The organism is Microvirga flocculans ATCC BAA-817, from assembly GCF_000518665.1.
Classification (GTDB): Bacteria; Pseudomonadota; Alphaproteobacteria; order Rhizobiales; family Beijerinckiaceae; genus Microvirga; species Microvirga flocculans.
Window position 1 is genome coordinate 124,671 of record NZ_KI912469.1, and the last position, 26,844, is coordinate 151,514.

Consider the following 26,844-nt stretch of genomic DNA (forward strand, 5'->3'; position numbering starts at 1 on the left):
CCCCAACCTCTGCCCTCCCTGCAAGAGGGAGGGCCAAGGTCGCGGCGCTTCAGATCACTCGCTCCACGAAACCTCCGTCACGTCGTTCGACGGGATCGGCGAGTTCTCCCACAGGCCCTGGACCTTCGCGTTCCAGACGCCGAGCTTTGGCAGCTGGAAAAGGAAGAGGGCGGGCACGTCCTCCGCCAGGATCTTCTGGGCTTCGGCGTATTTCGCGAAGCGCGCCTTCTCGTCCGTGGTCTTCGCCGCCTCGGCGACCACGGCCTTGAACTTGTCGTTCTTGTAATTGAAGTAATAGTTGTCGCGGGCGAAGATATCGATGTCCAGCGGCTCCGTATGGGCGACGATGGTCATGTCGTAATCCTTGGCCTTGAAGACCTCCTCGATCCACTTGGCCGGGAACTCGGTGGGGATGATCTTCAGCTCGACGCCGGCCTCGGCCATCATGGCCGAGAGCAGCTCAGCCGAGCGGCTGGCATAGGCCATCTGCGGGCTCTTGATGGTGATCGAAAGCCCGTTGCCGTAGCCCGCTTCCTTCAAAAGGGCCTTCGCCTTCTCCACGTCGTAGGGAATGACGCCCGTCATGTCCACGAAAGCCGGATGGTTGGGCGAGAAGAAGCTGCCGATGGGCTGGCCGAATCCCGAATAGGCGCCCTCCACCAGCGCCTTGCGGTCGATCGCATGCATGAGCGCGCGGCGCACGCGCACGTCGTCGAAGGGCTTCTTGGCATTGTTCATGCCGGCGACGATCTCGCCTTCCGTGTTGCCGGCGACCGCCTTGAAGCGCGAATCCTTCTTGAACTCGGCGAAGAGTTCCGGCGCGCCGAGATTCGGGAAGGCGTCCACGTCGCCCGCCTTGAGGGCTGCGACCTGCGCCTGCGCGTCGCTGATGAAGCGGAAGGTGACGCTGTCGAGCTTGATCTTGTCCTTCTGCCAGTAATCGGCATTGCGGACGAGCTCCACCCGGTCGCCGCGCGTCCAGGACTTGAACTTGAACGGCCCGGTGCCAACAGGGTTCGCGGCATTGGTGGCGGCCGATTCCGGCGCCACGATCACGGCGTCGCCCCAGCCGAGATAGGTGAGGAAATTGCCCGAGGTCTCCTTGAGCTTGATCACCACGGTCGCGGGATCGGGCGTTTCGATGGTGTCGATGGGCGCGAAGATCTGCTTCTGGGCGTTGGTCGATTTCGGATCGCGGGCGCGGTCGAAGGCGAATTTCACATCCGCCGAATCGAAAGCCGAGCCGTCGTGGAACTTCACGCCTTCCTGCAGGCGGAAAGTATAGGTCAGGCCGTCCGGCGAGACCTCCCAGCTCTTGGCCAGGAGAGGCTGCACCTTGCCGTTTCGGTCGATGCGGACGAGGCCCTCGTAGAGATTGACCCAGGTGACTTCGCGGATGGCGACCGGCGCGGCAATCGTCGGATCGAGGCCCGGGGGCTCGATGGGCATGCCCACGACAAGGGAGGTCTTGGCGGCATAGGCCGGGATGACGCTGACGGAGAGAAGAAGAGCAGCAGTCAGGAAACGCTTCGTCATCAGGCGGGAACTCCATCCGGTGGGACTGCGACAGGTCGCGGGAACCTCAGCTTACGCAGGACCGCGCCGGATGGAAGATGGTCATGACGAATTCTTCACTTAACTTCGGCCCTCGGGGGACCTAAGCGGGATAGGCAACGATACCTGCCCGGTCCGAACGGGGCTTACGGTCGGGGGAGAGGCTTTGAAATGGTTCTAGAGACAGCACGGGTGCCGACCGTAAACGGCGCCAGGTACCTCCAGCAGCTCTGCAAGCACTGGAGCCACAAGCTCGACGTCCGGTTTTCGGAGAGCGAGGGCATCGTCCGCTTCCCGGCCGCCGTCGCGACCATGACGGCGGATTCCGAGGCGCTGACGGTCAGCGTGGAAGCCCAGGACGACGAGACGCTCCAGCGGATGAAAGGCGTCGTGGCCTCCCATCTCGACCGGTTCGCCTTCCGGGAGGCCCCGCTTCCGTTCGATTGGTCGAAGGGGTGAGGGGCTTCCCCTCCCAGAGAGGAGAGGAAGCAGGCCTGTATCAGATGCACCGTCCGCCATCGACCTCCAGCACGACGCCGGTGATCATGCTGGCTTCGTCGGAGGCGAGGTAGAGCGCCGCGTTGGCGATGTCCTGCGGAGTCGAGAAGCGGCCGAGCGGGATGGAGTTGACGAAAAGCTCGCGCTTCTGGGGCGTATCCTCGCCCATGAAGGTGGCAAGCAGCGGCGTCTCTCCCGCAACGGGGGCGAGCGCGCAGACGCGGATCTTGCTGGGGGCGAGCTCCACGGCCATGGACTTGGTCATGGTGTGCACGGCGCCCTTGGTGCTGTTGTACCAGGTGAGGCCGGGACGCGGGCGCAGGCCCGCCGTGGAGCCCACATTGATGAACACGCCGCCGCCCTGGCCCTGCATGAGCGGCACCGCCGCCTTGGCGAAGAGGTAGATCGACTTCACGTTGACGGCGAAGACCCTGTCGAACTCGTCCTCCTCGACCTCCAGCATCGGCCGGTTGCGATGGCTGATGCCCGCATTGTTGACGACGATGTCGAGCCTGCCGAAGGCAGCCACGGTCTTTTCCACGGCGGCGTTCACGTCGGCGGCCTTCGACACGTCGGCGGCAAGGCCGATGGCGTTGGCGCCGATGCTTTCGGCTGCGCTTTTCGCCGCGGCCTCGTTGATGTCGATGATGGCGACCTTGGCGCCCTCGCGGGCGAATGTCTGCGCGATCCCCAAGCCGAAGCCCGACCCGGCGCCCGTGACCAGCGCCACCTTGCCTTCAAGGCGATTCATGATTGTCCCCTATCTAAAGATCATGCCGATCCAAAGCCTCATCCTGAGGAGGATTGCGCCGGCAATCCGTCTCGAAGGACGAGGCGTTTCCATTGTTCTCCGGACCCTCCTTCGAGACGCCTGCTTTGCAGGCTCCTCAGGATGAAGGCGGGTTTTCCGCAACTACCCGTGAGCGATGACGAGCGTCTTGGTGGTGGTGAACTCGATCAGGCCCTCGAAGCCCTTCTCGCGGCCATGGCCCGAGCGGCCGAAGCCGCCGAAGGGCAGCTCGATGCCGCCGCCCGCGCCGTAGCAGTTCACGAAGACCTGGCCCGCGCGCATGGCGCGCCCGACGCGGGTGGAGCGCATGGCGTCCCGGGTCCAGACGCCGGCCGCAAGGCCGTAGGCCGTGCCGTTCGCGAGCCGGATCGCCTCCGCCTCGTCCTCGAAGGGCGTCGCCACCAGCACCGGGCCGAAGACTTCCTCCTGGGACAGAATGCTTTCGTGCGGAACCGGAGCCAGGAAGGCCGGGGCCACGTAGAAGCCGCCGGGAGGCGCATCGAGCGCCACCGTGCCCTCGCCGACGACGGTCAGGCCCTCGTTGCGGCCGCGCTCCAGATAGCCGAGAACGCGGCGCTGCTGGGCCTGGTTGATCATCGGGCCGAGATCGGGCTCGCGCTCCGGATGGCCGGCGCGCAGGGCGCGGAACCGCTCGGCGACGGCGTCGACCACATCCTGGAAGATGCCGCGCTGGATCAGCAGGCGGCTGCCGGCGGAGCAGGTCTGGCCGCCGTTCTGGACGATGGCGTTGACGAGGGTCGGCAGCGCCCGCTCCAGATCGGCGTCGTCGAACACGACCTGGGCCGACTTGCCGCCGAGCTCGAGGGTCACGCCCACATGGTTCCTGGCGGCGGCGGTCTGGACTGCCGTGCCGGTCTCGGGGCTGCCGGTGAAGGACAGGAAGTCGATGCCGGGATGGGCGGCGAGCGCCGCGCCCGCCGTGCGGCCGAGGCCCGTCACCACGTTGAGCGCGCCGTCCGGGAAGCCGACCTCTCGGGCCAGGGCCGACACGCGCAGGATCGTCAGCGAGGCATCCTCCGCAGGCTTGACCACCGTGGCGTTGCCCGCCGCAAGCGCCGCGCCCACCGAGCGGCCGAAGATCTGCATCGGATAGTTCCAGGGCACGATATGGCCAGTCACGCCGTGGGGCACGCGCTCGACGCCGATGAAATGGGTGTTGAGATATGGGATCACGTCCCCGTGCAGCTTGTCTGCGGCGCTGCCATAGAATTCGAAATAACGGGCGAGGGCGATGGCGTCGGCGCGGGACTGGCGCAGGGGCTTGCCGTTGTCGCGGCTTTCTAGGGCCGCGAGTTCGTCGGCCTTGGCCTCGACGGCGGCCGCGAGCTTCATGAGAAGGCGTCCGCGCTCGGTCGCCGTCAGCTTGCCCCAGGCCCCCTCGAACGCCGCGCGGGCGGCCTTCACGGCGGCGTCGATATCCTCGGCCGTTCCGGCGGCGATCCGGGCGAAGAGCTTGCCGTCGACGGGGGACAGCACGTCCAGCATCATGCCGTCCGCGGCGGGGAGTTCGCGTCCGCCGATGAGATTCTGGAACATCATATTGGGCGCGACCGTCGCGCTGACCTGATCGTTCACGGGTTTTGTCTCCCTAAATCATCTTGTTCATGCCCGGCACGGCGGCCAGGAGCTGGCGGGTATAGACATCCCGCGGATTCGCGAAGAGTTGCGCGGTTTCCGCCATTTCCACAATCCGCCCTTTTTGCATAACTGCCACGCGGTCGCAGATCTGGGCTGCAACCCTCAGGTCGTGGGTGATGAAGAGAATGGCAAGGCCGAACTCCTCCTGAAGGCTCTTGAGGAGCTTCAGGATCTCGGCCTGAACCGAGACGTCGAGAGCCGAGACGGCCTCGTCCGCCACCAGCACGTCGGGCTTCATGGCGAGCGCGCGGGCGATGCCGATGCGCTGGCGCTGGCCGCCCGAGAACTCGTGCGGATAACGCTCCACGGCCTGGGCGGGGAGGCCGACCTTCTCCAGCAGGATCCGGGCGTCTTCCAGTGCCCGGGCCGGGTCCGCGCCTTGCGTGACCGGCCCCTCTGCGATGATGCGGCCGACGGTCCGCCGCGGGTTGAGGGATGCGAAGGGGTCCTGGAACACCATCTGGATGCGGCGCCGGTAGGGCCGCAGGTCGCGCTGGGACAGGCTGCCGAAAGGCAGGTCGCCGATGGCGATGGCGCCTCCATCCGGCTCGATCAGCCGCAGAACGCAGCGCCCGACCGTGGACTTTCCGGAGCCGGACTCGCCCACGAGCCCCAGGGTCTCGCCGCGCCTGACATCGAAGCTCACCGCATCGGCGGCCTGGACCTCGCGGCTTTTCCGCAGAAAGCCGCGCCCGCCATAGGTCTTCGTCAGCCCATCGACCTTGAGGACGATGGGCTCGCCCGTGAGCTGTTTGGGCGGAGGCGGAGTCAGCGAGGGCACCGCCGCGAGAAGGCGCTTGGTGTAGGGATGGTGCGGGCGGGTGAGCACGTCCTCTGCCGTTCCCTCCTCGACGAGCTCGCCCTGCTGGAGCACGGCGACCCGGTCGGCGATCTCGGCCACCACGCCGAAATCGTGGGTGATGAACAGCACCGCCGTGCCCTTCTTGCGGCGCAGGTTGTCGATGAGCTTCAGCACCTGGGCCTGGGTCGTCACGTCGAGCGCCGTCGTCGGCTCGTCGGCGATCAGGAGCTTCGGCTCGAGCGCGAGCGCCATGGCGATCATGACCCGCTGGCGCTGGCCGCCGGAAAGTTCGTGCGGATAGGCTTTCGCGATCAGTTCGGGATTCGGCAGGTTCACTTCCGCCAGGAGATCGAGCACGCGCCTCTCGCGCTCGGCGGGGGTGAGCAGCCCATGCGCGCGAAAAGTTTCAGCGATCTGGTCCGCCACCCGCATGACCGGGTTGAGCGAGGTCATCGGCTCCTGAAACACCGTGCCGACTTCGCGGCCGCGCAGGTCGCACCAGCCCGCTTCGTCGAGACTCAGGAGATCGCGGCCACCGAGGCGGATCGAGCCCGACAGAACCTCCACGCCTCCGGGCAGCAGGCCGATGGTCGCCATGGCCGTCATGGACTTGCCGGAGCCGGATTCGCCCACGACGCAGAGAGTCTCGCCCGGATTGATGGAGAGCGACAGATCTCTGATGGCATGCTGACGGTCGGCCAGCATGGGCAGGCCGATGGACAGGTTCTCGATCGTCAGCACGGGGGAGGGTGCGCTCACCATGGGACTCCGGCAGAAGGGTTCGACCGGCTATCCTTGCGATCTGCAACGTTCCGTCAATCCATTCCGGCCGATGCAGTGTTGAGAATACCGTTACCTCCACCGCGGCAGGAACGAGCGCGCACGGAGCCTTCGAGACCGTGCACGATGCCGCTTGGGATGATGACGAACGAAGTCCGGTTCTGCCGTCATGCTGCCGCGCCGGCGGGATGGGACAGCGGCACCGAAAAATCGTAGATCACGCCGTCATTGGCGAATGTCAGGGCCACGGTGCCGCCGAGCTCGCCTTCGATGCTGCGGCGGATGAGGCGTGAGCCGAAACCCTGGCGCTTAGGCGTTGCGACGGAAGGGCCGCCGCTTTCGATCCAGTGGATATGCAGCTGCCGATGGCTCGCGTCGCTCTCGGTGACGTTCCATGTCATCTCGAGACGACCCGTATTGCTCGAGAGCGCTCCGTACTTCGCGGCATTCGTCACGAGTTCGTGGAGGACGAGGCCGAGATTGATGGCGTAGCGGGCCGGCAGCTTCACCTCCGGCCCCTTCAGCACGGCTCTTTCGTCGCCGGCCTTGCGGTAGGGAGCCAGCTCCTGCTCGGCCACGTCCTGCAATTCCGCTTCGCGCCAGGACTTGCGCGTCAGCAGGTTGTGCGTTTTCGACAGAGCAAGAAGGCGGCCTTCGAAGGCCTCCTTGAACTGTGCCGGACTGTCCGTAGTGCGAAGGGTCTGCGAAGCGATGGACTGCACCGTGGTGAGGGTGTTCTTCACGCGGTGATTCAGTTCGTCCAGGAAGAAGCGCTGCTGCTCCTCCGCGCGCTTCTGTTCCGTGATGTCCTGAAAGATGCCGACGAAATAGACGGGCCTTCTCTGGATGTCCAAGAAAACGCGGCCCCTGGAGTTGATCCATTTCAGGCTGCCGTCGGGAAGCCTGATCCGGTATTCGTCCTCATAATCTCCGCGGCGGGCAACAGCCGCCAGCCAGTTCTCACTGACGCGCTGTTTATCTTCCGGATGGAGGATACTCCACCATTGATCGGGATCCAGGGTCGTTTGGGTTTCGGGGAGTCCAATCATGACGGCAGCCTGGGCGGACCAGCCGCCGACATGATTGTCGGGATCGTACCACCAGGTTCCCATGTGGCCCGCTTCCAGGGCGAGGCGGGCCCTCTCCTCGCTGACCCGAAGAGCCTGCTGGCGCTCGACCACATCGTCCATCAGATCGTTGAAGGCCCTGGCCAGGACGCCGAACTCCCCGGATTTGGTGGGCAGGGAGATGCGCGCCTGATAATCGCCCCGCCGCCAGGCGTGAATGCCGTTCGTCACGATCTCGAAGGGTCTCGTGATGAAGGCCCGGCTCAGCAGGGCCGAGAGGGAGAGGGCCAGGATCAGCGCCGCGGCAATCAGCAGGAACCCGCGCTGGGCCGCCTGGTTGATCGATGCGAAGGCCGTTTTTGTCGACAAGCCGACATTCACGTAGACGTCCTTCGGCGGGATGGAGAGCGGGATGTATCCCACGATTCTCCGTGCGCCGTCGACGCTGACGGTGTCGGCCGTGCCGATCGATTTGAGCTGGGCCTGGGCCAGGTAATGCGGCGGCAGGAGCTTCCCGATCATGCCGTCGGGCCTCGGATCCTGCACCATGATGATGCCGTTCCGGTCGGCGATGGTCACCGACCCGTCCTCGGGAACGGTTCGTTCCTTCAGCTTCCGGCTCAGCCATTTCAGGTCGAGGGCCGCGGCCAGCACGCCGACCACGTCGCCTCTGTCGTTCCAGATCGGCAGGGCGATCGGCAGAACCGGATGCGGCCCGAGACCTCCTTCCTCGAAGACGGGCGTATACTCGCCGACCACGAGGTCCAGAGTGCCGAGCGCGTTGTGGAAGTACGGGCGATCCGAATAGTAACGGTGCATGTCGATGGTGCCGGTCGGGCGGCACCGGACGTGGCCGCTGATGTCCATCGCCACGAATGACAGGACATAGGGCACCTTCTGCTGAATGGCCTTCAGGTAGGGGCTGCAGGACGCGGTATCGAAGTTTCGGATGGACGGGGTCTCGTCCACGGCGAGCAGGAGGCTGTGAACCCCGTCGAAGATCCGTTCCAGTTCCGCGCCGACGAGCTGGGCCTGTCGAATGGCAAGATCGCTCACCTCCGCTTCCCGGGCGCGGCGCAGGGAGACTTCAGTGTAAGTCCAGATGACGATGGCCGGGAAAACCGAGATCAACGCCAGAAGGAGCAGACGCCTCGTCAGTGTCATGCAAACGCTCAGCTTATCGCCCTCAAGGGGATCACAAAGATGGCTGAGCGTCCACCCCAACCATGAGGGGTGCGGTCTTGCATCTCTTCCGAAGAGGTGTCAGGGGAGCAGGAATGGCTCTTCCTCCTCTTCTCCTCCTTCAGGATATCGCTCTCACTTTCGGCGGCACGCCCTTGATCGAGAGCGCAGAATTGTCCGTCTCCCCCGGTGAACGGGCCTGCCTCGTCGGCCGAAACGGGTCGGGCAAGTCCACCCTGCTCAAAATCGCCGCGGGCCTCATCGAGGCCGATAGCGGCAAGCGGTTCGTGCAGCCGGGAGCCACGGTCCGCTACCTGGCGCAGGAGCCCGATCTCTCAGCTTACGCCACCACGCTCGCCTATGTGGAGGCGGGCCTGGGGCCGGGCGACGATCCCTACCGGGCCCGTTACCTGCTGGAACAGCTGGGCCTGACCGGCGATGAGAAGCCTGCCGATCTCTCGGGCGGCGAGGCCCGCCGCGCGGCGCTTGCCCATGTGCTGGCGCCCGAGCCCGACATCCTGCTCCTGGACGAGCCGACCAACCACCTGGACCTGCCGGCCATCGAATGGCTGGAGGGCGAGCTGAAGAGCCTGCGCTCGGCGCTCGTGCTCATCAGCCACGACCGCCGCTTCCTGGAAAACCTGTCCCAGGCCACGATCTGGCTCGACCGGGGCCGGACCCGGCGCATGGAGCGGGGCTTCGCCCATTTCGAGGAATGGCGCGACCAGGTGCTGGAGCAGGAGGAGGCCGAGCACCACAAGCTCGGGCGCAAGCTCGTGGCCGAGGCGGACTGGCTGCGCTACGGCGTGACGGCCCGGCGCAAGCGCAATGTGCGCCGTCTCGGCAACCTCCACGCCATGCGCCAGCAATACCGCGAGCGCCAGCGCGCCGTCGGCACGGTCAACATGACCATGGCCGAGGCCGAGCAGTCCGGCACCCTCGTGGTCGAGGCGGAAGGCATCTCGAAGGCCTATGGCGACCGCCCGATCGTGTCGAACCTGTCCCTGCGCGTCCTGCGCGGAGACCGGCTCGGCATCATCGGCCCGAACGGCGCCGGCAAGACCACCCTCATCAACATGCTCACGGGCTCCCTGGAGCCGGATACGGGCCGGGTGCGCCTGGGCTCCAACCTGCAGATGGTCACCCTCGACCAGCGCCGCGCGAGCCTCGATCCCGACACGACGGTGGCCGAGACGCTGACCGGCGGACGGGGCGACACGGTGACCATCGGCGGCCAGACGAAGCATGTGATCGGCTACATGAAGGATTTCCTGTTCTCGCCCGAACAGGCGCGCACCCCCGTGGGCGTGCTCTCCGGCGGCGAGCGCAACCGCCTGATGCTGGCCCGCGCCCTCGCGCAGCCCTCCAACCTGCTCGTTCTCGACGAGCCGACCAACGATCTCGACCTCGAAACCCTCGATCTGCTCGAAGAGATGATCCAGGACTATTCCGGCACCGTGATTCTGGTGAGCCACGACCGCGACTTCCTCGACCGCACGGTCAGCTCCGTCCTGGTCTCGGAAGACGAGGGCCGTTGGATCGAGTACGCCGGCGGCTATACGGACATGGTGGCCCAGCGCGGGCGCGGCGTGCAGGCCCGCGTCGTCGAGAAGGAAGCCAAGGCCAGGAACGCCGAGAAGCCGGCGGCCGCTTCTCCGGCTCAGGGGAAGCGCAAGCTCAGCTTCAACGAGCAGCATGACCTCAAGACCTTGCCGAAGCGCATGGAGGAGCTGGAAGCCAAGATCGGGAAGGTGCAGGAGATCCTCGCCGATCCGGAGCTCTATTCCCGCGACCCGGCCCGCTTCCAGAAGGCCATGGATGCGCTGACCCAGCTGCAGGGCGAGCTTCACGCGGCGGAGGAGCGGTGGCTGGAACTGGAGATGCTGCGCGAGGAACTGGAGGGGTGATCCTTCCTGGGAGCGCCGGACGGCTTTTTGCTACTCGCCCGCTTCCAGCGTGAACCCGGCCTTCAGCAGGACCTGATAGTGACGCACCTTGCCGTCCTCGATATGGCCGCGGGTCTGGACGACCTCGAACCAGCGCAGGTTCCTCAGGGTCTGGCCGGCGCGGGCGACGGCGGTTTGAATGGCGTCCTCGATGCCGGTCTCGGACGAGCCGACGAGTTCGACGATCTTGTAGACATGATCACTCATGACGGGCTCCCTGTAGGGCGATGCAACCGGCGCCCATGACATCGCCAGGGGCGCCGTTCGAGGAGCGATCAAGCGGCGACGGTCTTGCGCACGGCGCCGATCTGGGTGTCGAGATGCGCCACGAGGTCTCCCGGAAGATCCATCAGGGCGACCAGACGGTCGAGATAGGCTTTCTCCTCCGGGGTGTCGGCATCGCCGATGGCGACGCGCGACGCCACGTAGAGCTCGGCGGCCTGCTCCTTCGTCTTCGGCAGGCGTGCGATGGCGGCGGCATCGGCGGGCTTGGCCATCATGTCGAGCAGGAAGCTCTTCTCCTCGCTGCCGAGGCCGAGCTGCTGGATCTGCTCCTGGATGCGCGTGGTTTCCTCGCCGTCCAGATGCCCGTCGGATTTCGCCGCCGAGATCATGGCCTGCACGAGGGAGAGGCCGATTTCCTGGCCGGACTCGTCCTTCTCCTCGTCGAGGTGAAAGCCGCTGCCCGCAGGCGGCGCGGAAGGAAGGTTTGCCGGTTGGCTCGGGTTGGGGGCCTGCTTCGCCTGCCAGTCCTGATAGGCCTTGAAGGCCACGCTCGCGAGAACGGCAAGGCCGCCCGCCTTCATGAGCGAGCCGCCGGCGGAGCGCCCGGCGCGGGAACCGAGGATCAGGGAGAGAAGGCTTCCCGCCGCGAGCCCGCCCAGGCCGCCGGGAAACTGGGACGCCAGGCCGCCGGTTTCCCCCGGCCTGCCTGCGCTGCCCGGCTGCTGTCCGCCGGGGAGGCCCTGATTGCGCATCAGTCCGTCCAAGATGCTGCCGATATTCATGTTCGCTCTCCTTGTGCCGTGGATTTGCCTCATGACAAGCCAGGGCATTTCGAAGAGTTCCGCGCGGCTTCGTTCACCAATGGGTTACGGTGCAAGGGAGGACGGCGGGAGGCGGCGCTTGTGTATGTCGGGCTAGACGTGATCGAGGCGCAGCATCACGGTTCCTTCCGGTAGGCCGTTACCTCCTGCTCGATGGCCCCGAAGATGGAATGGCCCGCCTTGTCCTTCATCTCGATGCGGATCGTGTCGCCGAAGCGCATGAAGGGCGTTCTCGCCTCTCCCTCACGGATCGTCTCCACCATGCGCAGTTCCGCGATGCAGGAATAGCCGAGGCCCCCCTCGGCGACGGGCTTGCCCGGGCCGCCGTCCTTGTCCTTGTTCGAGACCGTTCCCGAGCCGACGATCGTGCCTGCGCCGAGCGGGCGCGTCCTGGCCGCATGGGCGATCAGGGTCGGGAAGTCGAAGGTCATGTCGATGCCCGCGTTCGGCTTGCCGAAGGGCTCTCCGTTCAGCGACGAAAGCAGGGGCAGGTGCAGCTTGCCGCCGTCCCAGGCCTCCCCCAGCTCGTCCGGTGTGACGGCAACTGGCGAAAGGGCGGAGGAGGGTTTCGACTGGAAGAAGCCGAACCCCTTGGCGAGTTCGCCCGGAATCAGGTTGCGCAGCGAGACGTCGTTGACCAGCACCACCAGCCGGATGGCGGCGGCGGCCTCCGCGCGGGAGGCGCCCATGGGCACGTCCCCGACGATCACGGCCACCTCGGCCTCGAAATCGATACCGTGGGCTTCGTCGATGGCCGGGATCGGGTCCCGCGGCCCGAGGAAGGAATCGGAGCCGCCCTGGTACATGAGCGGATCGCTCCAGAAGGAGTCTGGCATCTCCGCCCCGCGCGCTTTGCGCACCAGTTCCACGTGGTTCACATAGGCCGACCCGTCGGCCCATTGATAGGCGCGGGGCAGGGGGGCGGCGCAATCGTGTTCGTGGAAACGGAAGGCGGGCACGGAGCCGTGTTCGAGCTGCTCGGCGAGATCGCGCAGGCGGGGCTCGACCTTTTCCCAATCATCCAAGGCTTGCTGAAGCGTCGGAACAATGAAAAAAGCATCTGTCGCGCGGGTCAGGTCCTTCGAGACGACGACGAGGCGGCCGTCGCGGCCCTGGTTGAGTGAGGAGAGTTTCATTGTCACCGACCGGGTTGCTGTGGTCCGCTCAGCTTGCAACGAATTCCTTTCCGGGGAAACGCCAATGACGACGATGAAGAGAAGAAACTTCCTGAAGGGGGCCGGTCTGGCCGCAGCGGCCGGCACGGTGGCGGCTCCCGCCATCGCCCAGAGCATGCCCGAGATCCGCTGGCGTCTGACCTCGAGCTTCCCGAAGTCTCTCGACACGATCTTCGGCACCGCCCAGACCTTCGCCAAGTACATGGCGGATGCGACCGACGGCAAGTTCCAGATTCAGGTCTTCGCCCCCGGCGAGATCGTCGGCGGCCTGCAGGCCATGGACGCCGTGGAGAACGGCTCCGTCGAATGCGCTCATACCCCACTCTATTACTATATCGGCCGCGAGCCGTCCCTCGGCGTCGCCACCGGCCTGCCGTTCAGCCTCAACGCCCGTCAGGCGCATTCCTGGTGGCACTTTGCGGGCGGCAAGGAGATCATCAACGAGGTGCTGGCGAAGTATAAGTGCACCTCGCTCGTCTGCGGCAATTCCGGCGCTCAGATGGGCGGATTCTTCCGCAAGGAGATCAACACCGTCGACGACCTGAAGGGCCTCAAGTTCCGCATCGGCGGCCTGGGCGGGCAGGTGCTGGCGAAGCTCGGCGTCGTGCCGCAGCAGATCGCTCCCGGCGACGTCTATCCGGCCCTAGAGCGCGGCACGCTCGACGCTGCAGAGTTCGTCGGCCCCTATGACGACGAGAAGCTCGGCTTCCTGAAAGTCGCCAAGTACTACTACGCGCCCGGCTTCTGGGAAGGCGGCGCCATGCTGCACCTCGTGGTCAACAAGGCCAAGTGGGACGAGCTGCCCAAGCATTACCAGGCCATCATGTCCCAGGCGTCCGAGGCGGCGAACAACTGGATGCTGGCCAAGTACGATGCCGTGAACGGCCAGGCCCTGCGCCGCATGGTCGGCGCCGGCGCGGAACTGCGCACCTTCTCCCCGGCCATCATGGAAGCCTCTCTCAAGGCCGCGAACGAGCTCTACGGGGAGCTCTCCGCCAAGAACGCGGATTTCAAGAAGGCCTACGATTCGATGGTGGCCTACCGCAACGATGTCCTGCCTTGGTGGCAGCTCAACGAATACGCCTTCGATACCTTCATGATCCGCACCCGCGGCCGTGTGTGATCGGAAGGGCAAAAGCCTGCCGCCAGTGAGCCGCGGCAAGGCATTGCAGCAATGAGACAGACAGCGTGGTTCGGCCCTGCCGGCCACGCTGTTCCGTTTCAGGGATGCTGTTCTCAAGCTCATGCGATTCTTGACGCTGCGTCACAACAATCTAGTTGCTTGCGCAACGAACTGTGTTATCGGTTGCGGGTGCAACGATAGGCGTGACGATGGCAGCTGGATCGACTGCGACGAAGCAGGATTCCGAGCCTCTGGTGGTTCTGGAGGAGTTCCTGCCTTACCGGCTCAACGTTCTGGCCGGTCTGACATCGAGCGCGCTCGCCCAGATCTATGCCGAGCGCTTCGGCCTCTCGATTCCCGCCTGGCGGGTCATCGTCACCCTTGGACAATACGAACACCGCACGGCGCGTGACATGGCGCCCCCGGGCGTCATGCACAAATCCACCGTTTCCCGGGCCGTCGCTGCCCTCGAGAAGCGCGGGCTGATCGTCCGCCGTCCCAATCTCGACGACCGGCGGGAGGAACTGCTCGCCCTGACCCCTGAGGGGAGGGCGATCTATGAGGCGGTGGCTCCCGAGGCCCTGGCGGTTGCGGAGAGCCTCCTGTCGGTGCTGACGCCCCAGGAGCGGGACACGCTTTCCACCCTGATCGACAAGCTCACCGGGCGCGCGCGCGTGTTGGCGCCGCGGGATGTGGAGGAGGGCGAAGGATGAGGCTCTATACGTATTTCCGCTCATCGGCGGCCTACCGGGTCAGGATAGCCCTCAACCTCAAGGGCGTTTCGTACGAATCCATCCCCGTCAACCTGTTGAAGGGGGAGCAGCAGGGGGCGGAGTACCAGGCCGTCAATCCTCAGAAACGCGTGCCCGCTCTCGATATCGGCGGAACGACCCTGATCCAGTCTCCCGCGATCCTGGAATATCTCGACGAGGTCTATCCGGAGCCGCCGCTTTTGCCGGTCGGCGCGGTCAACCGCGCCAAGGTCCGGGCCGTCGCCAGCCTGATCGCCTGCGATATTCACCCGCTCAACAATTCCGGCACGCTCGCCTATCTCAAGAACCGGCTCGGTCAGGATCGGGCCGCAGCCGATGAATGGTATGCCCATTGGGTGCGGGAAGGATTCGCCGCCATCGAAGCCCTGCTCGAACCGGGGCCTTACGCTTTCGGGTCCAGGATCACCCTGGCCGATGTCTATCTCGTGCCGCAGGTCTTCAATGCGAGGCGCTTCAACGTGCCGCTCGATGCCTATCCGAAGATCGTGGCCGTGGATGCGGCCTGCGCCGCCCACAAGGCCTTTCAGGATGCCGCGCCGGATCGCCAGCCCGACGCCGCCTGACGATGGATTGCATCCGCCGCCGGGGCGGATGCGTTGTTGTCGCAAACAGAGCCCCGCGAGCGGGGCATGACAGGAGGAAAGCCATGGGACCGTTCCCGCACGATGCACCGCCGGCCGCCATATCCGCAGAGAACCCGATGGGAACCGACGGCTTCGAATTCGTGGAATTCTGCCATCCCGATCCGCAGGCTCTCGACCGTCTCTTCAAGACCATGGGCTTCAGCCCTGTTGCCAAACACCGGTCGAAGAACGTGCTGCTTTACCGTCAGGGCGACATCAACTTCATCGTCAATGCGCAGCCGGGCTCCTTCGCCGAGCGCTTCGCGGCCCAGCATGGCCCCTCGGCTCCGGCCATGGCCTTCCGTGTCGCCGACGCGAAATACGCTTACGAGCGCGCGCTCTCCATGGGCGCCAAGCCCGCGCAGACGCAGGTGGGCCCGAACGAGCTCGAAATCCCGGCGATCGAAGGGATCGGTGGATTGCAGATCTATTTCGTGGATCGCTATGGCGCGAAGGGCTCGATCTACGACGTCGACTTCGAATGGCTGGGCGAGCCCGATCCGAAGCCGAAGGGCGTCGGCCTCTACTACATCGATCACCTGACCCACAACGTCTATCGCGGGCGGCTCGCCGAATGGGCCGGGTTCTACGAGCGGCTCTTCAACTTCCGCCAGATCCGCTATTTCGACATCGAGGGCAAGCTCACGGGCCTTCATTCCCGCGCCATGACCAGCCCCGACGGCAAGATCCGCATTCCGATCAACGAGGACGCGGGCGAGACCGGGCAGATCGAGGAATACCTGCAGGAGTACAAGGGCGAAGGAATCCAGCACGTGGCGCTGGGCTCGCACGATCTCTACGAGACCATCGAGTCGCTCGTTACGGCCGGGCTCGAATTCATGCCGGCGCCCAACGACATCTATTACTCCCGGGTCGACAAGCGCCTGCCCAACCACGAGGAGCCTCTCGAGCGGCTCAAGAAGAACGGCATCCTGATCGACGGGGAAGGTGTCGTCGAAGGCGGATTCACGAAGGTGCTGCTCCAGCGCTTCGGCAAGACGGCCATCGGGCCGATCTTTTTCGAGTACATCCAGCGCAAGGGCGACGAAGGATTCGGCGAAGGCAACTTCAAGGCGCTCTTCGAATCCATCGAGGAGGACCAGATTCGGCGCGGGGTGCTGAAGCCGAAGGTGGCCTGAATCCTTCCTGAGGATCACGATTCGAGACGAGGCCGGGCATGTTCCCGGCCTTTTTCGTCCCCAGGCGAGGAAAATCTGCAGAGAATGTGAAGAGCGTTATGCACAGCGCCGGGCTATGAGCAGCCTTAAAAATCGTCGTTTCAGATCTCCCGGCAGGACTGGGACTTGTCCGAAAGCCCTTATTCCTTAACGATTTACTAAAATCGATCCTGAATTCTTAACGGTTGGTAAAGGGGTGGCCTCGAAACGTTGCGTTTGTGCAACATGCCCCTGAAAAGCCCCGCTTCTCGCCCGTTTCATGCCTTCATTTGGTTGCCTGCGGGGTCGCCATGGCTAATGTGACTGCAGCGACGGGGGCACCCCAGTCGTGATCTTGGTAGGTTCGCTCTTAAGAGTGGGCCGCCGGGTACTAGGGGAAAAGGGCGTGTTTGCGGCTTCTCGAAGTCGCCAAATCACAAAAACCCGGCCCCCCAGGGTCTCGAAACTTTGGAGGTTTAACCATGAAGCTCGTTAAGAGCCTCTTCCTCGGATCGGTCGCGGGTCTCGCGGCTGTCGCCGGGGCTCAAGCTGCCGACCTTCCCTCGAAGAAGGCTGCTGCTGTTGAATACGTGCGCGTCTGCTCCACCTACGGAGCCGGCTTCTTCTACATCCCGGGCACGGAAACCTGCCTGCGCGTCGGCGGCCGTGTTCGCGCTGAGTACCGCTACCTCGAGCCGCTCACCCGCGCTGAGGACTCGATCGGCTTCCGCGCTCGCGGTCGCGTTCAGCTCGACGCCCGCACCGCCACCGCTTACGGCCTCCTGCGCACCTTCGTGCGTCTCGAGATCACCCGTAACACCGGCGTTTACGCTGGCGGCGGCGTGTCCTCCAGTGCTGAGGCTGCTCAGGCCTTCATCCAGTTCGGCGGCCTGACCGCCGGTCGCGCTCCCTCGTTCTTCGTGAACCAGGACCTGCCGACCACGAACTGGGGCACCGTCGGTGGCTTCTACGACTTCCCCGACGTGAACCTGCTCGCCTACACCTTCTCGTTCGGCAACGGCTTCTCGGCCTCGCTGTCGCTCGAAGACGGCGAAGGCACGAACGTTGCTGGCGCTCCGTACTTCTCGCCTGCTGGCGAGCGCGTTCCGGACGTCGTCGCCAACGTGAAGTACGCTGGCACCTGGGGTTCGGCTCAGCTCTCCGGTGTCGTGCACCAGCTGCGCAGCGCTGCGATCGCCGGTCCGACCGGCCTCGGCTTCATTCCTGACACCGAGTACGGCTGGGCCGTGTCCGGTCAGGTCGGCATCAACCTGCCGATGATCGCCGCCGGCGACGCTCTGTGGGTTGCCGCGACCTATGCCGACGGCGCTCTCAGCTACCTCGGCCTTGGCACAAGCAACAGCGTGGGCAGCACCCTTGCTGACGTCGCTGAAGCCTACTACAACCCGGTCACGGGCGACATCGACACCGGCGCTGGCTGGGGCGTGTTCGCGGGTATCCGTCACTACTGGACCCCCACGATCCGTCAGAGCCTTTTCGGCTCCTACGTGTCGGTTAGCTACGACAACTCCGGCTCGCTCATCGGCCTCCCCGACTTCAACGAGTGGCGCGTTGGTTCGAACCTGATCTGGTCGCCGGTTTCCGGCCTCGATATCGGTGTCGAAGTCCTCTACGCCAACATGGATCGCGATCCGGTCGGCCTCGTTGCCGGCTCCAGCGACGACCGCTGGGAAGGCCGTCTGCGCATCCAGCGCGACTTCTAATCAGCTCGTCTGATTGGACAGGAGAACCCCGGTGGCAACACCGGGGTTTTTCTTTTGTGGTCTGGAGCATGACGTGAGAACATCGTGCAGGATGTTTCTCCGGCGGATCGTGCGGAGCAGAAAGATTACTCAACGAGAATTGGTCCGGTTGGGACATTGGGCGCAGCGTGCAGACCCGAACGATGCGCTCATCGAGGAAGCATCGGAAACATCCCAGAAGGGGACTTCCACTGTCCCCGTCCGGTGCGCTAGCGGCACGTTCGCTAGGAGGGCGAAGCATAAGTCGCCCCTTAAAATCGTAAGTCTCGGATCCGCTGACAGAGCCGTTCCTGTAAGGCCCGAGCACTCTTAATGCTGGGTGGAGACTTCCAGCTCGCGGATGAAGTGTTTGATCCTCTCGATGAGATCGCCGTCGAGCGCAGGAGCATGGCCCTGGTTGGGCACGGTGACGGCCTGGAGACGGGGGTGCCGCTCCCGCATGGCCTCCAGCGTCTGTGCGGTAAGCAGGTCTGAAAGTTCCCCCCGGATGGCCAGAACCGGAAAGGGTTTCAACCCTTCGAAGAGGGGCCACAGATCTGGCAGGGGCTTTTCGAGATCGAGAGCCTCCATGGGCTTCATGAGATTCGGATCGTAGTTCAGGACGAGCTGGCCTTCGCTTTCACGCCAGGTGCCGCGGGCCATCGCCTCCCATTGCTCCTCCGTGAAACCGGGAAACTGGGTTCCCGATCTCTCCCGGAGCAACAGGACGGCTTCCTGCATGGTGCGGGGCGTCGGCAGCTTTCCGACATAGCCGCGGATCCGCATGAGCCCCTTGGCTTCGAGCACGGGGCCGACATCGTTGAGAACCGCACCGGCGATGAGAGAAGGGCGGGCGGCGGCGAGCGCCATGGTGATCAGGCCGCCGCGGGAGGTGCCGACGAAGACCGCCTTCCCGATTCCGGCGGCTTTCAGCACCTGCAGGACATCGCCCATCTCGACCGTGACGTCGTAATGGCGCCAGTCCTTGTCCCATTCCGAGAGACCGCGCCCGCGATAATCCAGGGCGAGCACGCGGCGAGGGCGGTCGGCGTCGCCGCTCAGCGCCTGAGCGAGGTCGTGAAAGTCCTCCGAGGATCGCGCCAGGCCCGAGAGGCAGACGATCGGCAGCGCCTCGCCGGCCTCGGGGCCATAATCGCGGGCATAAAGGCGCAGCCCATCGGCGGCCGATACGAAAAGGTCCCGGTAAGAACGGCTCATTTCAATCCACGATCAAAGGTTTCAATGAGCCGCATCATGCCGGATCACTGGGTGCTTGTCGCGGCCGCCGTCGCCGGAGCCGGCACAGGCAAGACCTTCTCCTTGAGGCGCTGCCGGTAGACGCGCAGGTTCTCCAGGACGCGCTGAACGTAGTTCCGTGTCTCGTAGAAGGGAATGCGCTCGATCCAGTCGACCTCGTCCACATCGGGCTTGCGCGGATCGCCATAGGACTTCACCCATTTGATCACATTCCCGCCCCCCGCATTGTAGGAGGCGAAGGCGAGGATATGGGAGCCTTTCCAGTCCTCCATCAACTCGCCGAGATGGGCCGAGCCGATCTTGGCGTTGTAGGACGGGTCTTCGGTCAGTCGGTTCAGGTCGAAGCCGACGCCGAAGCGTTGGGCCGTTCTTTTCGCGGTTGCCGGCATGAGCTGCATGAGCCCGCGCGCGCCGGCGCTCGAGACGGCGCGCGGGTTGAAGGCGCTTTCCTGGCGGGCGATGGCATAGACCATGGCGGGCTCCACCTCGTCGCCCACGGGCTCGAAATCGGGAATGGCCGCGAGCGGATAGGCGTGCTGATCGAGCGGGAAGCCCCTTTGAAGCGCGATCTTGCCGATGGCGAGAACCGCGCGGGGATTCTGCTGCGATGCGGCAAGGCCGGCCAGGGCGTCGAGCTGTCGCGGATCTCCCAAGGATTGCGCGAGGTCGGAGCAGAGGCTCACCGCGAGATCGGGCTCGCCGATCCGCTGCAGCCATTGCACCGCCTGGACGGGAATGAGCCTGTCGAAGGCTTGGCGCTCATCGGCGGAGAGCGGATCGATGTTGCGTAAAACGATGGCCCGGCCGAGCCTCTCCTGGGCCAGCTGCCCGTAATAGGTCGTCGGGTTCTGGGCCGCGCGCTCGAAGAAGAGCCTGGCGTCCTGCGTCTGACCGGCCGCTTCCGCCGCGCGGCCCTGCCAATAGGCGACGCGGGCGACGGAGATCGGGGTTGAGGCGGTCTTGGCGACGGTGCCGAAATGCCGGGAGGCGGTCGCCGGATCGCTCAGGAAGCGCAGGGCGATCCAGCCCGCGTGAAACTCCGCCTCGATCTGCTGCGCGGCCGACTCGGCGGCATGGTGGCTGGCCACTTCATAGGCCTTCCGGGCATTGCCCTTGTCGAGAAGGCTGCGGGCGATCAGCCGCTGCTCCGCCCACCATTCGTCGCCATCGACCCGAAGCTCGGGATCCCGCGGCGCCTGCATGATGATGTCGGCGGCCTCCACGAGATTGTTGCTGCGGCGCTGGAGCAGGGCGCGGGAGAACAGGAAGGAGGGATCGCCGCGCAGGGGGGCGGGGACGGCGGCAAAAGCCTTCTCGGCCTTCTTCTTGCCCTGGAAGACCGCCATGCGCGCCTTGACGAGAAGGCCGTAATCCTTGCCCGCATATCCCGCCGCCCGCTGGGCTCCGCCCCAGTTCTCCTTCAGGAGCAGGCGCTCCATGCGGAAGCGATGGTCGGGCTGGGCGAGAAGGCCGGGAAAACGGTCGAGAATGCGGCGCTCCACGTCAGGGCCGAACGTGTCTTCCCGCCAGACATGGCGAATGAGCTCGCTGGCCTCCTGCTCGGCCCCGTCGGTCTTGAGCGCGAAGGCGAGAGCGATCCGCCCGGCGGCCGTCACGGGCGGCTGTTGGGCGAAGAAGGCGCGGACCTCGGATGGGGAGCGGCGCTCGGCCAGGAGGGCATCCTCGCTTCTCCGGCGAATCTGGCTGGTGACGGGCCAATCCGGGTTGTCCCGCCGAAAGGCCATGATCCGGTCGAGCCCGACGGGAAGGCCGCTGCGGATGGCGAACCACTCCGCGAGGGCTTGAGCTGCCGGCTGGGCGAGCTTGGTCTTGAGAACCTCCGCCTCGGTCAGGTCATTGTCCCGATAGGCCTTGAAGATCCCCTGCAGGTGTTCCAGGTCTCCCGGTGCCGGATGGGCGGGTACGAAGCTTTCCAGGGTGGCGGCCGGGGAACCGTCCGCCGGGGACGGAATGACCTCGGAGGCCTGAACCGTGAGCGCGGAGAGTTGGACGAGGGCGATGGATGTCGCAAGACGTATGAAAGGACGCATGTCGAGGCTCACCCGCAACCCCCTTGCTGCCGCTTGTTTCTTCTTGTGACGACGTTTCTCTTGAGGAAACACCAAGAGCCGGGCTAGGACAACTCCCTGAGGGAAAGTTTGCGCCCATGCGCCGCACCTCCTATGTGTTAAATCCTTGTGCCTCCCAGGACCCTGCGCACTTCAACCGAGGACGATCATGACTCAGTTCAAAGGCTCCATCACTGCTCTGGTGACTCCCTTCAAGGATGGCGCCGTGGACGAGGCGGCGTTCCGGTCCTTCATCGACTGGCAGATCAAGGAGGGCACGAACGGCCTCGTTCCCGTGGGCACGACCGGTGAGAGCCCGACGCTCAGCCACAAGGAGCATGAGCGGGTCGTGGAGGTCTGCGTGCAGGAGGCGAAGGGCAGGGTGCCCGTGATCGCAGGCGCGGGCTCCAACAGCACGGCGGAGGCGGTGGCCTTCGCCAGGCATGCGGAAAAGGTCGGCGCCGATGCGGTGCTGATCGTGACGCCCTATTACAACAAGCCGACGCAGGAAGGGCTCTATCAGCACTTCAAGGCCATCAACGATGCCATCGGCCTTCCGATCTTCATCTACAACATTCCCGGCCGTTCCGTGATCGACATGTCGGTGGAGACCATGGCGCGGCTCTACGAGCTGAAGAACATCGTCGGCGTGAAGGACGCCACCGCCAACATGGCGCGCGCGAGCCTGCAGCGGCAGGTGATGGGACCCGATTTCATCCAGCTCTCGGGCGAGGATGCGACTGCCCTGGGCTTCATGGCCCATGGCGGACACGGCTGCATCTCCGTCACCTCGAATGTGGCGCCGCGGCTCTGCGCCGAGATGCAGAACGCCTGCCTGAAGGGCGATTACGCGACGGCCCTGAAGCTGCAGGACCGCCTCATGCCCCTGCACACCAACCTGTTCATCGAAACCAATCCGACCCCGGTGAAATACGCCGCATCGCTGCTCGGTCTCATGGAAGACACGGTGCGCCTGCCGCTGGTGCCCGCTTCCGAGAATGCGAAGCAGGCCGTTCGTGCGGCCATGGTTCATGCGGGGCTGATCAAAGCTTAAAGCACCTCATGTCAAAAGCCCCCAAGAGTGCCAATCGCGTCGTTGCCGACAACAGGAAGGCGCGGTTCAACTACGAGATCCTCGACACGTATGAGGCGGGAATCTCCTTGACCGGCACGGAAGTGAAATCCCTGCGCGAGGGAAAGGCGACCATCGGCGAGGCCTATGCCGGGCCCTCGGGCGAGGAGTTCTATCTCTTCAACGCCTATATTCCCGAATATCTCCAGGCGAACCGCTTCAATCACGAGACCCGGCGCCCGCGGCGCCTGCTGCTGCACAAGCACCAGATCAACAAGCTGATCGGCGCCACGCAGCGCGAAGGGTTCACGGTGATCCCGCTCAAGATCTATTTCAACGATCGCGGGCAAGCGAAGGTGGAGCTCGGCCTCGGCCGCGGCAAGAAGCTGCACGACAAGCGCGAGACGGAAAAAGAGCGCTCCTGGAACCGGGAGAAGGCACGCCTCATGCGCGAGAAGGGCTGAAGATAAGACAGGACGCTCTACATGTCTCTCCATCCTGTATGGGAGGCATCAGCATGGCGTCCGTGGCTCTCGTTTCCGTTCTCGGACCCGACCGTGTCGGGCTTGTCGCCGCGATTGCGGAACACCTGTTTGATATCGGTGTGAACCTGCGCGACACGACCTTCTCCGCCCTGGGCGCGGGCGCGGAATTCGTCGCCCTGTGCGAGCTTCCCTCCGGCGTGACGGCGGACGAAGTGGAGGCAGGCCTGAAGCGGTTGCCCGAGCTCGACGGCGCGGAAGTCCGGGCGATGCCCTATGCCTTCGACCCCAGCCCAGGGGCTGCCGGGAGCATCACGCACCGCATCGCCATCAGCGGCGGCGACCAGCTCGGCCTGGTCGCCCGGCTGGCGGAAGTCTTCAAGCGCTACGAGGCCAATATCGTTCGCCTCGAGGCCCGCAAGCTCCCGGATGCGGAGGGCGGGCTCTACGTGACCCGCTTCGCGGTCTCGATCCCCGCCGCGCAGACGGATCCGTGCCTTGCCACCGTCAGCAACACGGCCGGGACGCTTGGCCTGAACTGCGAGGTCGAGGCGGGTTCTCTCTGACGACAATGGCCGGGACATGCCCGGCCATGCGAAGGGATCGCGGTCGCGGTTCCGGTCAGACGTCGAAATCGTCGTCCTGCTGCTGCTGCCGGATGCCGTAGCGGCTCTCGAGCGCGCCGTTCCGGGGCTGTTGCTGGCGCGGTCGCTCCTGGCGCTCGCCGCCGCCCTCGCCCGGGGCGCGTTGCGGCCGGTCCGAGGGATCGCGGCCGATGCGGGAGGCCAGCTGAGCCAGGTCGAGGAACTCGTCGGCCTGCCGGCGAAGCTCGTCGGCCACCATCGGCGGCTGCGTCGTCACGGTGGAAACGACCGAGACGCGAACGCCCCGGCGCTGCACGGCCTCGACGAGAGAGCGGAAATCGCCGTCACCCGAGAAGAGGACCATGTGATCGATATAGGGAGCGAGCTCCAGCGCATCGATGGCGAGCTCGATGTCCATGTTGCCCTTCACCTTGCGGCGGCCGGCGGAATCCACGAACTCCTTCGTCGGCTTCGTGACCACCCGGTAGCCGTTGTAGTCGAGCCAGTCGATCAGCGGGCGGATGGAAGAATATTCCTGATCTTCCACAAGGGCCGTGTAGTAAAAGGCCCGCAGAAGAGTGCCGCGGCCCTGGAATTCCTTCAGCAGACGCTTGTAATCGATATCGAAGCCGAGAGTTTTGGTGGTAGCGTAGAGGTTGGCTCCATCAATGAAGAGCGCGATCCGCTGCTGGCCTGACATAAGTATTCTCTATTTGTGCCGGCCGGAGAGGCAAAACAACATTCATTATTCAAGTGGCATCTACTCTTTACGCAAGCAATAAAATTGCGTGGAAAAATGACTACGTGCCCTGGAATAAGCTGCTATTAACCCTTCGGCCCTTAAAAACGCCAATGTAAAATACTTAATGGCGCGTAAACACCAAGAGTCAAGTTGTCAGAACCAAGGCAGTCAAGCCTGTGTATGACAAATAAACAGCTTTTATGATTTCAGGCTGCGGCTGCCGGGCTTGACGGCGGGCAGGGCCGCAAGCTCAGGCGGAAGCCGATCCGGCGCATAGGCCGGGATGTCCAGTTGCACCAGGGACACCAAGGGAACTCCAAGGTCCGCCTTGCCGCCCGAGCGGTCGATGAGGCATGCCGCGCCGAGAAGCGTTCCGGGATGCTCCCGGAGAGCCGTCAAGCATTCCCTAGAGGAAAGTCCAGTCGTCACGATGTCTTCCACCATGACGACGCGCGCGCCCTCCGGGATGGCGAAGCCGCGCCGGAGAACGAAGACGCCGTTCTCGCGCTCGACGAAAATGGCCTTCGCCCCGAGATGGCGGGCCGTCTCGTAGCCCGGGACGATGCCCCCGACGGCCGGTGAGACGACGTAATCGACAGGCCCGTAAGCCTCCTTGATCTTCTCGGCCAGGGCCCGGCAGACCCGTTCCGTGCGGGCCGGATCCTGGAACACGAACATCTTCTGCAGGAAGACCGGGCTGTGCAGTCCCGACGAGAGAATGAAGTGCCCTTCCAGCAGAGCGCCGGCGGAGCGGAATTCATCGAGGACATCGTTCGGGGTCATAGCGGCACCTGTGGTCATAAACTGAGGCTGGTTATCCCATGCCTGGCGGGTGCGTCGACAGTTATTTTCAAGGGGGAGAAATGGGTATAGAAATGCAATAAAGTTCATAGACGTACACCTCTCTCAAAAAGAGGGCGGCCAAGCCTCAAGGGGCACTTCACATGCAAGTTCTCGTGCTGGGCGGCTATGGCTTGATCGGGCAGCCCGTCGTCTCACGCTTGCTGGAAGCCGGGTACCACGTCACAGGTCTGGGACGCTCCGTCCGGTTGGCCCGTAGGATCTGTCCTCAGGCGACCTGGGTCGAGCGGGATATCTCAACGCTCACGCGCCCGCAGGATTGGCTGCCGGTTCTCTCCGGGGTGGATGCCGTGGTGAACTGTTCCGGTGCCCTGCAGGATAGCCCACGGGACCATCTCCAGGCCTTGCAAACGGATGCGATGCAGGCGCTCTTCGAGGCCTGTCGGACCGCCTGCATCAAGAAGGTCGTTCAGATCTCGGCAGTCGGGGTGTCCCGTGATGCGACAACGCCGTTCCTGCGCACCAAGGCCGATGCCGATGAGGCTTTGATGGCATCGGATCTGGATTGGATTGTCCTGCGTCCCGGCCTTGTCATTGCGCAAAACGCTTATGGCGGAACAGCTCTCATTCGCGCTCTCGCTTCCTTTCCGCTCATTGTGCCGCTGCTTGAAGGAAGCAAGCCGATCCAAACGGTCTGCATCGAGGATGTCGTGGATGCGGTGCTTGCTTGTGTGGATGGGCAGGTCGAAACCCGCAGCGCCTACGATCTCGTCGAGGCACAAGACCATTCTCTGAAAGAGATCATTCTCGCCTTTCGATCATGGCTCGGCTTTGCTGCTGTTCCAATCCTTCACGTACCTCGTGTGGTCGCTCGTCTCTTGTTCAGCATTGGCGATACACTCGGTTATCTCGGCTGGCGTCCGCCTGTGCGCATGACGGCTCTTCGTCAACTCGAAGTCGGGGTGAGGGGCGATCCAGCCGCATGGGTGCGGGCGCGCGGTCGCGCCCCTTCGAGTCTGCCATCGACTCTGGCACGCATGACGGCGACCATTCAGGAGCGCTGGTTCGCGCGACTCTGGCTTTTGAAGCCCATCATCATCGGGACGCTGAGCCTCTTCTGGCTGGCATCGGGCATGATCGGTTTTATCGAGGCCAAGGCCGCGGCTGCCATTCTTCTGCAACGGGGCGTAGGCGAGGAGTTTGCAATGGCTGCCGTTTTCAGTGGCAGCCTTGTCGATATCTCTCTCGCCGCATTGCTCCTCGTCCGCGCGACACATAAGGCCGCGGCTTACGGCATGATCGCGACGACGGTTGCTTATCTTGCCGCGGGCACGCTGCTCACTCCCAACCTCTGGCTCGATCCGCTTGGACCTTTCGTCAAAACCATTCCTGGCGTCGTCCTGGCTCTTGTGGTGCTGGCTATCGCGGATGAGCGCTGATGGAACTTCTCGATCTTCTCCGTTGGTTTCACGTGATAGGTGCGACGGTTCTGCTCGGCACCGGAGCAGGTATCGCTTTCTTCATGCTGATGGCCCACAGAACTCGCCATCCCGCTTTGATTGCTCATGTGGCTTCGACTGTCGTCACTGCGGACATGGTGTTCACATCTACTGCCGTGATCGTGCAGCCGCTGACAGGTGTGAGCCTTGCCTATCTCATAGGTTGGCCTTTGACGGAAGGATGGGTTGTTCTGTCTCTCGGGCTTTATGGGCTGACCGGCTTGTTTTGGCTGCCCGTCGTCTGGATTCAGATCCGGATGAGGGATCTGGCGCGCGCCGCAGCCAAGGAAAAGCGTCTCCTTCCGAAGCAATATGATCGCCTGTTCGCGATCTGGTTTGCCTGCGGCATTCCGGCTTTTCTCTGTGTTCTCGCCATTGTCTGGCTGATGCTTGCCAAGCCGTCGCTGCCTCTGTTCTGAAA

Annotated in this window: 24 protein-coding genes; 12 read left to right on the forward strand and 12 right to left on the reverse strand. The window is 64.4% G+C overall.

The features are described 5' to 3' along the window. Positions 1 to 54: 54 nt before the first annotated feature. The gene (locus tag L879_RS0118755) at positions 55 to 1,536 is read right to left on the reverse strand and encodes an ABC transporter substrate-binding protein (RefSeq protein ID WP_051435443.1); all 1,482 of its coding nucleotides are present in this window, start codon (positions 1,534 to 1,536) and stop codon (positions 55 to 57) included. A gap of 189 nt (positions 1,537 to 1,725) precedes the next feature. Between L879_RS0118755 and L879_RS0118760 the strand changes: the two genes are divergently transcribed. After that, positions 1,726 to 2,013, forward strand: coding sequence for a DUF2218 domain-containing protein (locus L879_RS0118760; protein ID WP_027317433.1), 288 nt, complete (start codon positions 1,726 to 1,728; stop codon positions 2,011 to 2,013). Between the two features lie 40 nt (positions 2,014 to 2,053). On the opposite strand, the gene L879_RS0118765 is transcribed toward L879_RS0118760, so the two are convergent. From L879_RS0118765 to L879_RS23015, 4 genes are all read right to left on the reverse strand, one after another. Continuing rightward, positions 2,054 to 2,803, reverse strand: a complete 750-nt coding sequence (locus L879_RS0118765; protein ID WP_027317434.1) for an SDR family oxidoreductase — start codon at positions 2,801 to 2,803, stop codon at positions 2,054 to 2,056. Between the two features lie 162 nt (positions 2,804 to 2,965). Further along, positions 2,966 to 4,402, reverse strand: coding sequence for an aldehyde dehydrogenase family protein (locus L879_RS0118770; RefSeq protein WP_027317435.1), 1,437 nt, complete (start codon positions 4,400 to 4,402; stop codon positions 2,966 to 2,968). 49 nt (positions 4,403 to 4,451) lie between these two features. Beyond that, positions 4,452 to 6,065 (reverse strand): ABC transporter ATP-binding protein, encoded by a 1,614-nt coding sequence (locus tag L879_RS0118775; protein WP_027317436.1) that lies wholly within the window; start codon positions 6,063 to 6,065, stop codon positions 4,452 to 4,454. A gap of 185 nt (positions 6,066 to 6,250) precedes the next feature. Next, positions 6,251 to 8,314, reverse strand: a complete 2,064-nt coding sequence (locus L879_RS23015; protein ID WP_051435444.1) for a sensor histidine kinase — start codon at positions 8,312 to 8,314, stop codon at positions 6,251 to 6,253. Positions 8,315 to 8,427: 113 nt separating this feature from the next. Between L879_RS23015 and L879_RS0118785 the strand changes: the two genes are divergently transcribed. Further along, complete coding sequence (locus L879_RS0118785; protein ID WP_027317437.1) at positions 8,428 to 10,239, forward strand: ABC-F family ATP-binding cassette domain-containing protein; 1,812 nt, start codon at positions 8,428 to 8,430, stop codon at positions 10,237 to 10,239. 30 nt (positions 10,240 to 10,269) lie between these two features. On the opposite strand, the gene L879_RS0118790 is transcribed toward L879_RS0118785, so the two are convergent. The 3 genes from L879_RS0118790 to L879_RS0118800 all read right to left on the reverse strand — a co-directional run bounded on the left by L879_RS0118790 (position 10,270) and on the right by L879_RS0118800 (position 12,460). Continuing rightward, entirely contained in the window at positions 10,270 to 10,485 is a 216-nt protein-coding gene (locus L879_RS0118790) for a dodecin (protein ID WP_027317438.1), read from the reverse strand. A gap of 68 nt (positions 10,486 to 10,553) precedes the next feature. Next, on the reverse strand, positions 10,554 to 11,285 hold the full coding sequence (locus L879_RS0118795) for a tellurite resistance TerB family protein (protein WP_027317439.1): 732 nt from the start codon (positions 11,283 to 11,285) through the stop codon (positions 10,554 to 10,556). A gap of 155 nt (positions 11,286 to 11,440) precedes the next feature. Beyond that, positions 11,441 to 12,460: a fumarylacetoacetate hydrolase family protein gene (locus tag L879_RS0118800; RefSeq protein ID WP_027317440.1), complete on the reverse strand. Its 1,020-nt coding sequence runs from the start codon at positions 12,458 to 12,460 to the stop codon at positions 11,441 to 11,443. A 73-nt stretch (positions 12,461 to 12,533) separates the two neighbouring features. Here L879_RS0118800 and L879_RS0118805 point away from each other — a divergent pair, with 73 nt between their 5' ends. The 5 genes from L879_RS0118805 to L879_RS22360 all read left to right on the forward strand — a co-directional run bounded on the left by L879_RS0118805 (position 12,534) and on the right by L879_RS22360 (position 17,899). Continuing rightward, complete coding sequence (locus tag L879_RS0118805; protein ID WP_027317441.1) at positions 12,534 to 13,622, forward strand: TRAP transporter substrate-binding protein; 1,089 nt, start codon at positions 12,534 to 12,536, stop codon at positions 13,620 to 13,622. A 209-nt stretch (positions 13,623 to 13,831) separates the two neighbouring features. Beyond that, positions 13,832 to 14,335 (forward strand): MarR family winged helix-turn-helix transcriptional regulator, encoded by a 504-nt coding sequence (locus L879_RS0118810; protein ID WP_027317442.1) that lies wholly within the window; start codon positions 13,832 to 13,834, stop codon positions 14,333 to 14,335. Further along, positions 14,332 to 14,958, forward strand: coding sequence for a maleylacetoacetate isomerase (gene maiA, locus L879_RS0118815; RefSeq protein WP_027317443.1), 627 nt, complete (start codon positions 14,332 to 14,334; stop codon positions 14,956 to 14,958). The genes L879_RS0118810 and maiA overlap by 4 nt, the downstream gene beginning before the upstream one ends. Before the next feature lie 83 nt (positions 14,959 to 15,041). After that, complete coding sequence (hppD, locus tag L879_RS0118820; RefSeq protein ID WP_027317444.1) at positions 15,042 to 16,157, forward strand: 4-hydroxyphenylpyruvate dioxygenase; 1,116 nt, start codon at positions 15,042 to 15,044, stop codon at positions 16,155 to 16,157. Between the two features lie 500 nt (positions 16,158 to 16,657). Then, on the forward strand, positions 16,658 to 17,899 hold the full coding sequence (locus tag L879_RS22360; RefSeq protein WP_051435445.1) for a porin: 1,242 nt from the start codon (positions 16,658 to 16,660) through the stop codon (positions 17,897 to 17,899). Positions 17,900 to 18,247: 348 nt separating this feature from the next. Here L879_RS22360 and L879_RS0118830 read toward each other — a convergent pair whose 3' ends face one another. Then, the gene (locus tag L879_RS0118830; RefSeq protein WP_035460180.1) at positions 18,248 to 19,135 is read right to left on the reverse strand and encodes an alpha/beta fold hydrolase; all 888 of its coding nucleotides are present in this window, start codon (positions 19,133 to 19,135) and stop codon (positions 18,248 to 18,250) included. A gap of 44 nt (positions 19,136 to 19,179) precedes the next feature. Beyond that, positions 19,180 to 21,225: a lytic transglycosylase domain-containing protein gene (locus L879_RS0118835; RefSeq protein ID WP_027317446.1), complete on the reverse strand. Its 2,046-nt coding sequence runs from the start codon at positions 21,223 to 21,225 to the stop codon at positions 19,180 to 19,182. 187 nt (positions 21,226 to 21,412) lie between these two features. Here L879_RS0118835 and dapA point away from each other — a divergent pair, with 187 nt between their 5' ends. The 3 genes from dapA to L879_RS0118850 are packed head-to-tail and all read left to right on the forward strand — an operon-like array spanning position 21,413 to position 23,363. Further along, positions 21,413 to 22,297: a 4-hydroxy-tetrahydrodipicolinate synthase gene (gene dapA, locus L879_RS0118840; protein WP_027317447.1), complete on the forward strand. Its 885-nt coding sequence runs from the start codon at positions 21,413 to 21,415 to the stop codon at positions 22,295 to 22,297. An 8-nt stretch (positions 22,298 to 22,305) separates the two neighbouring features. Then, positions 22,306 to 22,779 carry an SsrA-binding protein SmpB gene (gene smpB, locus L879_RS0118845; protein WP_027317448.1) on the forward strand — a complete coding sequence of 158 codons (474 nt, stop codon included), beginning with the start codon at positions 22,306 to 22,308 and terminating at the stop codon, positions 22,777 to 22,779. A gap of 53 nt (positions 22,780 to 22,832) precedes the next feature. Continuing rightward, the gene (locus L879_RS0118850) at positions 22,833 to 23,363 is read left to right on the forward strand and encodes a glycine cleavage system transcriptional repressor (protein ID WP_035460239.1); all 531 of its coding nucleotides are present in this window, start codon (positions 22,833 to 22,835) and stop codon (positions 23,361 to 23,363) included. A 55-nt stretch (positions 23,364 to 23,418) separates the two neighbouring features. Here L879_RS0118850 and L879_RS0118855 read toward each other — a convergent pair whose 3' ends face one another. Continuing rightward, positions 23,419 to 24,081 carry a LabA-like NYN domain-containing protein gene (locus L879_RS0118855; RefSeq protein WP_027317450.1) on the reverse strand — a complete coding sequence of 221 codons (663 nt, stop codon included), beginning with the start codon at positions 24,079 to 24,081 and terminating at the stop codon, positions 23,419 to 23,421. Positions 24,082 to 24,321: 240 nt separating this feature from the next. After that, positions 24,322 to 24,906 (reverse strand): orotate phosphoribosyltransferase, encoded by a 585-nt coding sequence (gene pyrE, locus L879_RS0118860; protein WP_027317451.1) that lies wholly within the window; start codon positions 24,904 to 24,906, stop codon positions 24,322 to 24,324. A 161-nt stretch (positions 24,907 to 25,067) separates the two neighbouring features. On the opposite strand from pyrE, the gene L879_RS0118865 reads away from it, so the two are divergent. Next, positions 25,068 to 26,363: an SDR family oxidoreductase gene (locus L879_RS0118865; protein WP_027317452.1), complete on the forward strand. Its 1,296-nt coding sequence runs from the start codon at positions 25,068 to 25,070 to the stop codon at positions 26,361 to 26,363. Beyond that, a complete protein-coding gene (locus tag L879_RS0118870; protein WP_027317453.1) occupies positions 26,363 to 26,842 on the forward strand; it encodes a DUF2269 family protein in 480 nt (159 codons plus the stop codon). The genes L879_RS0118865 and L879_RS0118870 overlap by 1 nt, the downstream gene beginning before the upstream one ends. Positions 26,843 to 26,844: the final 2 nt, after the last annotated feature.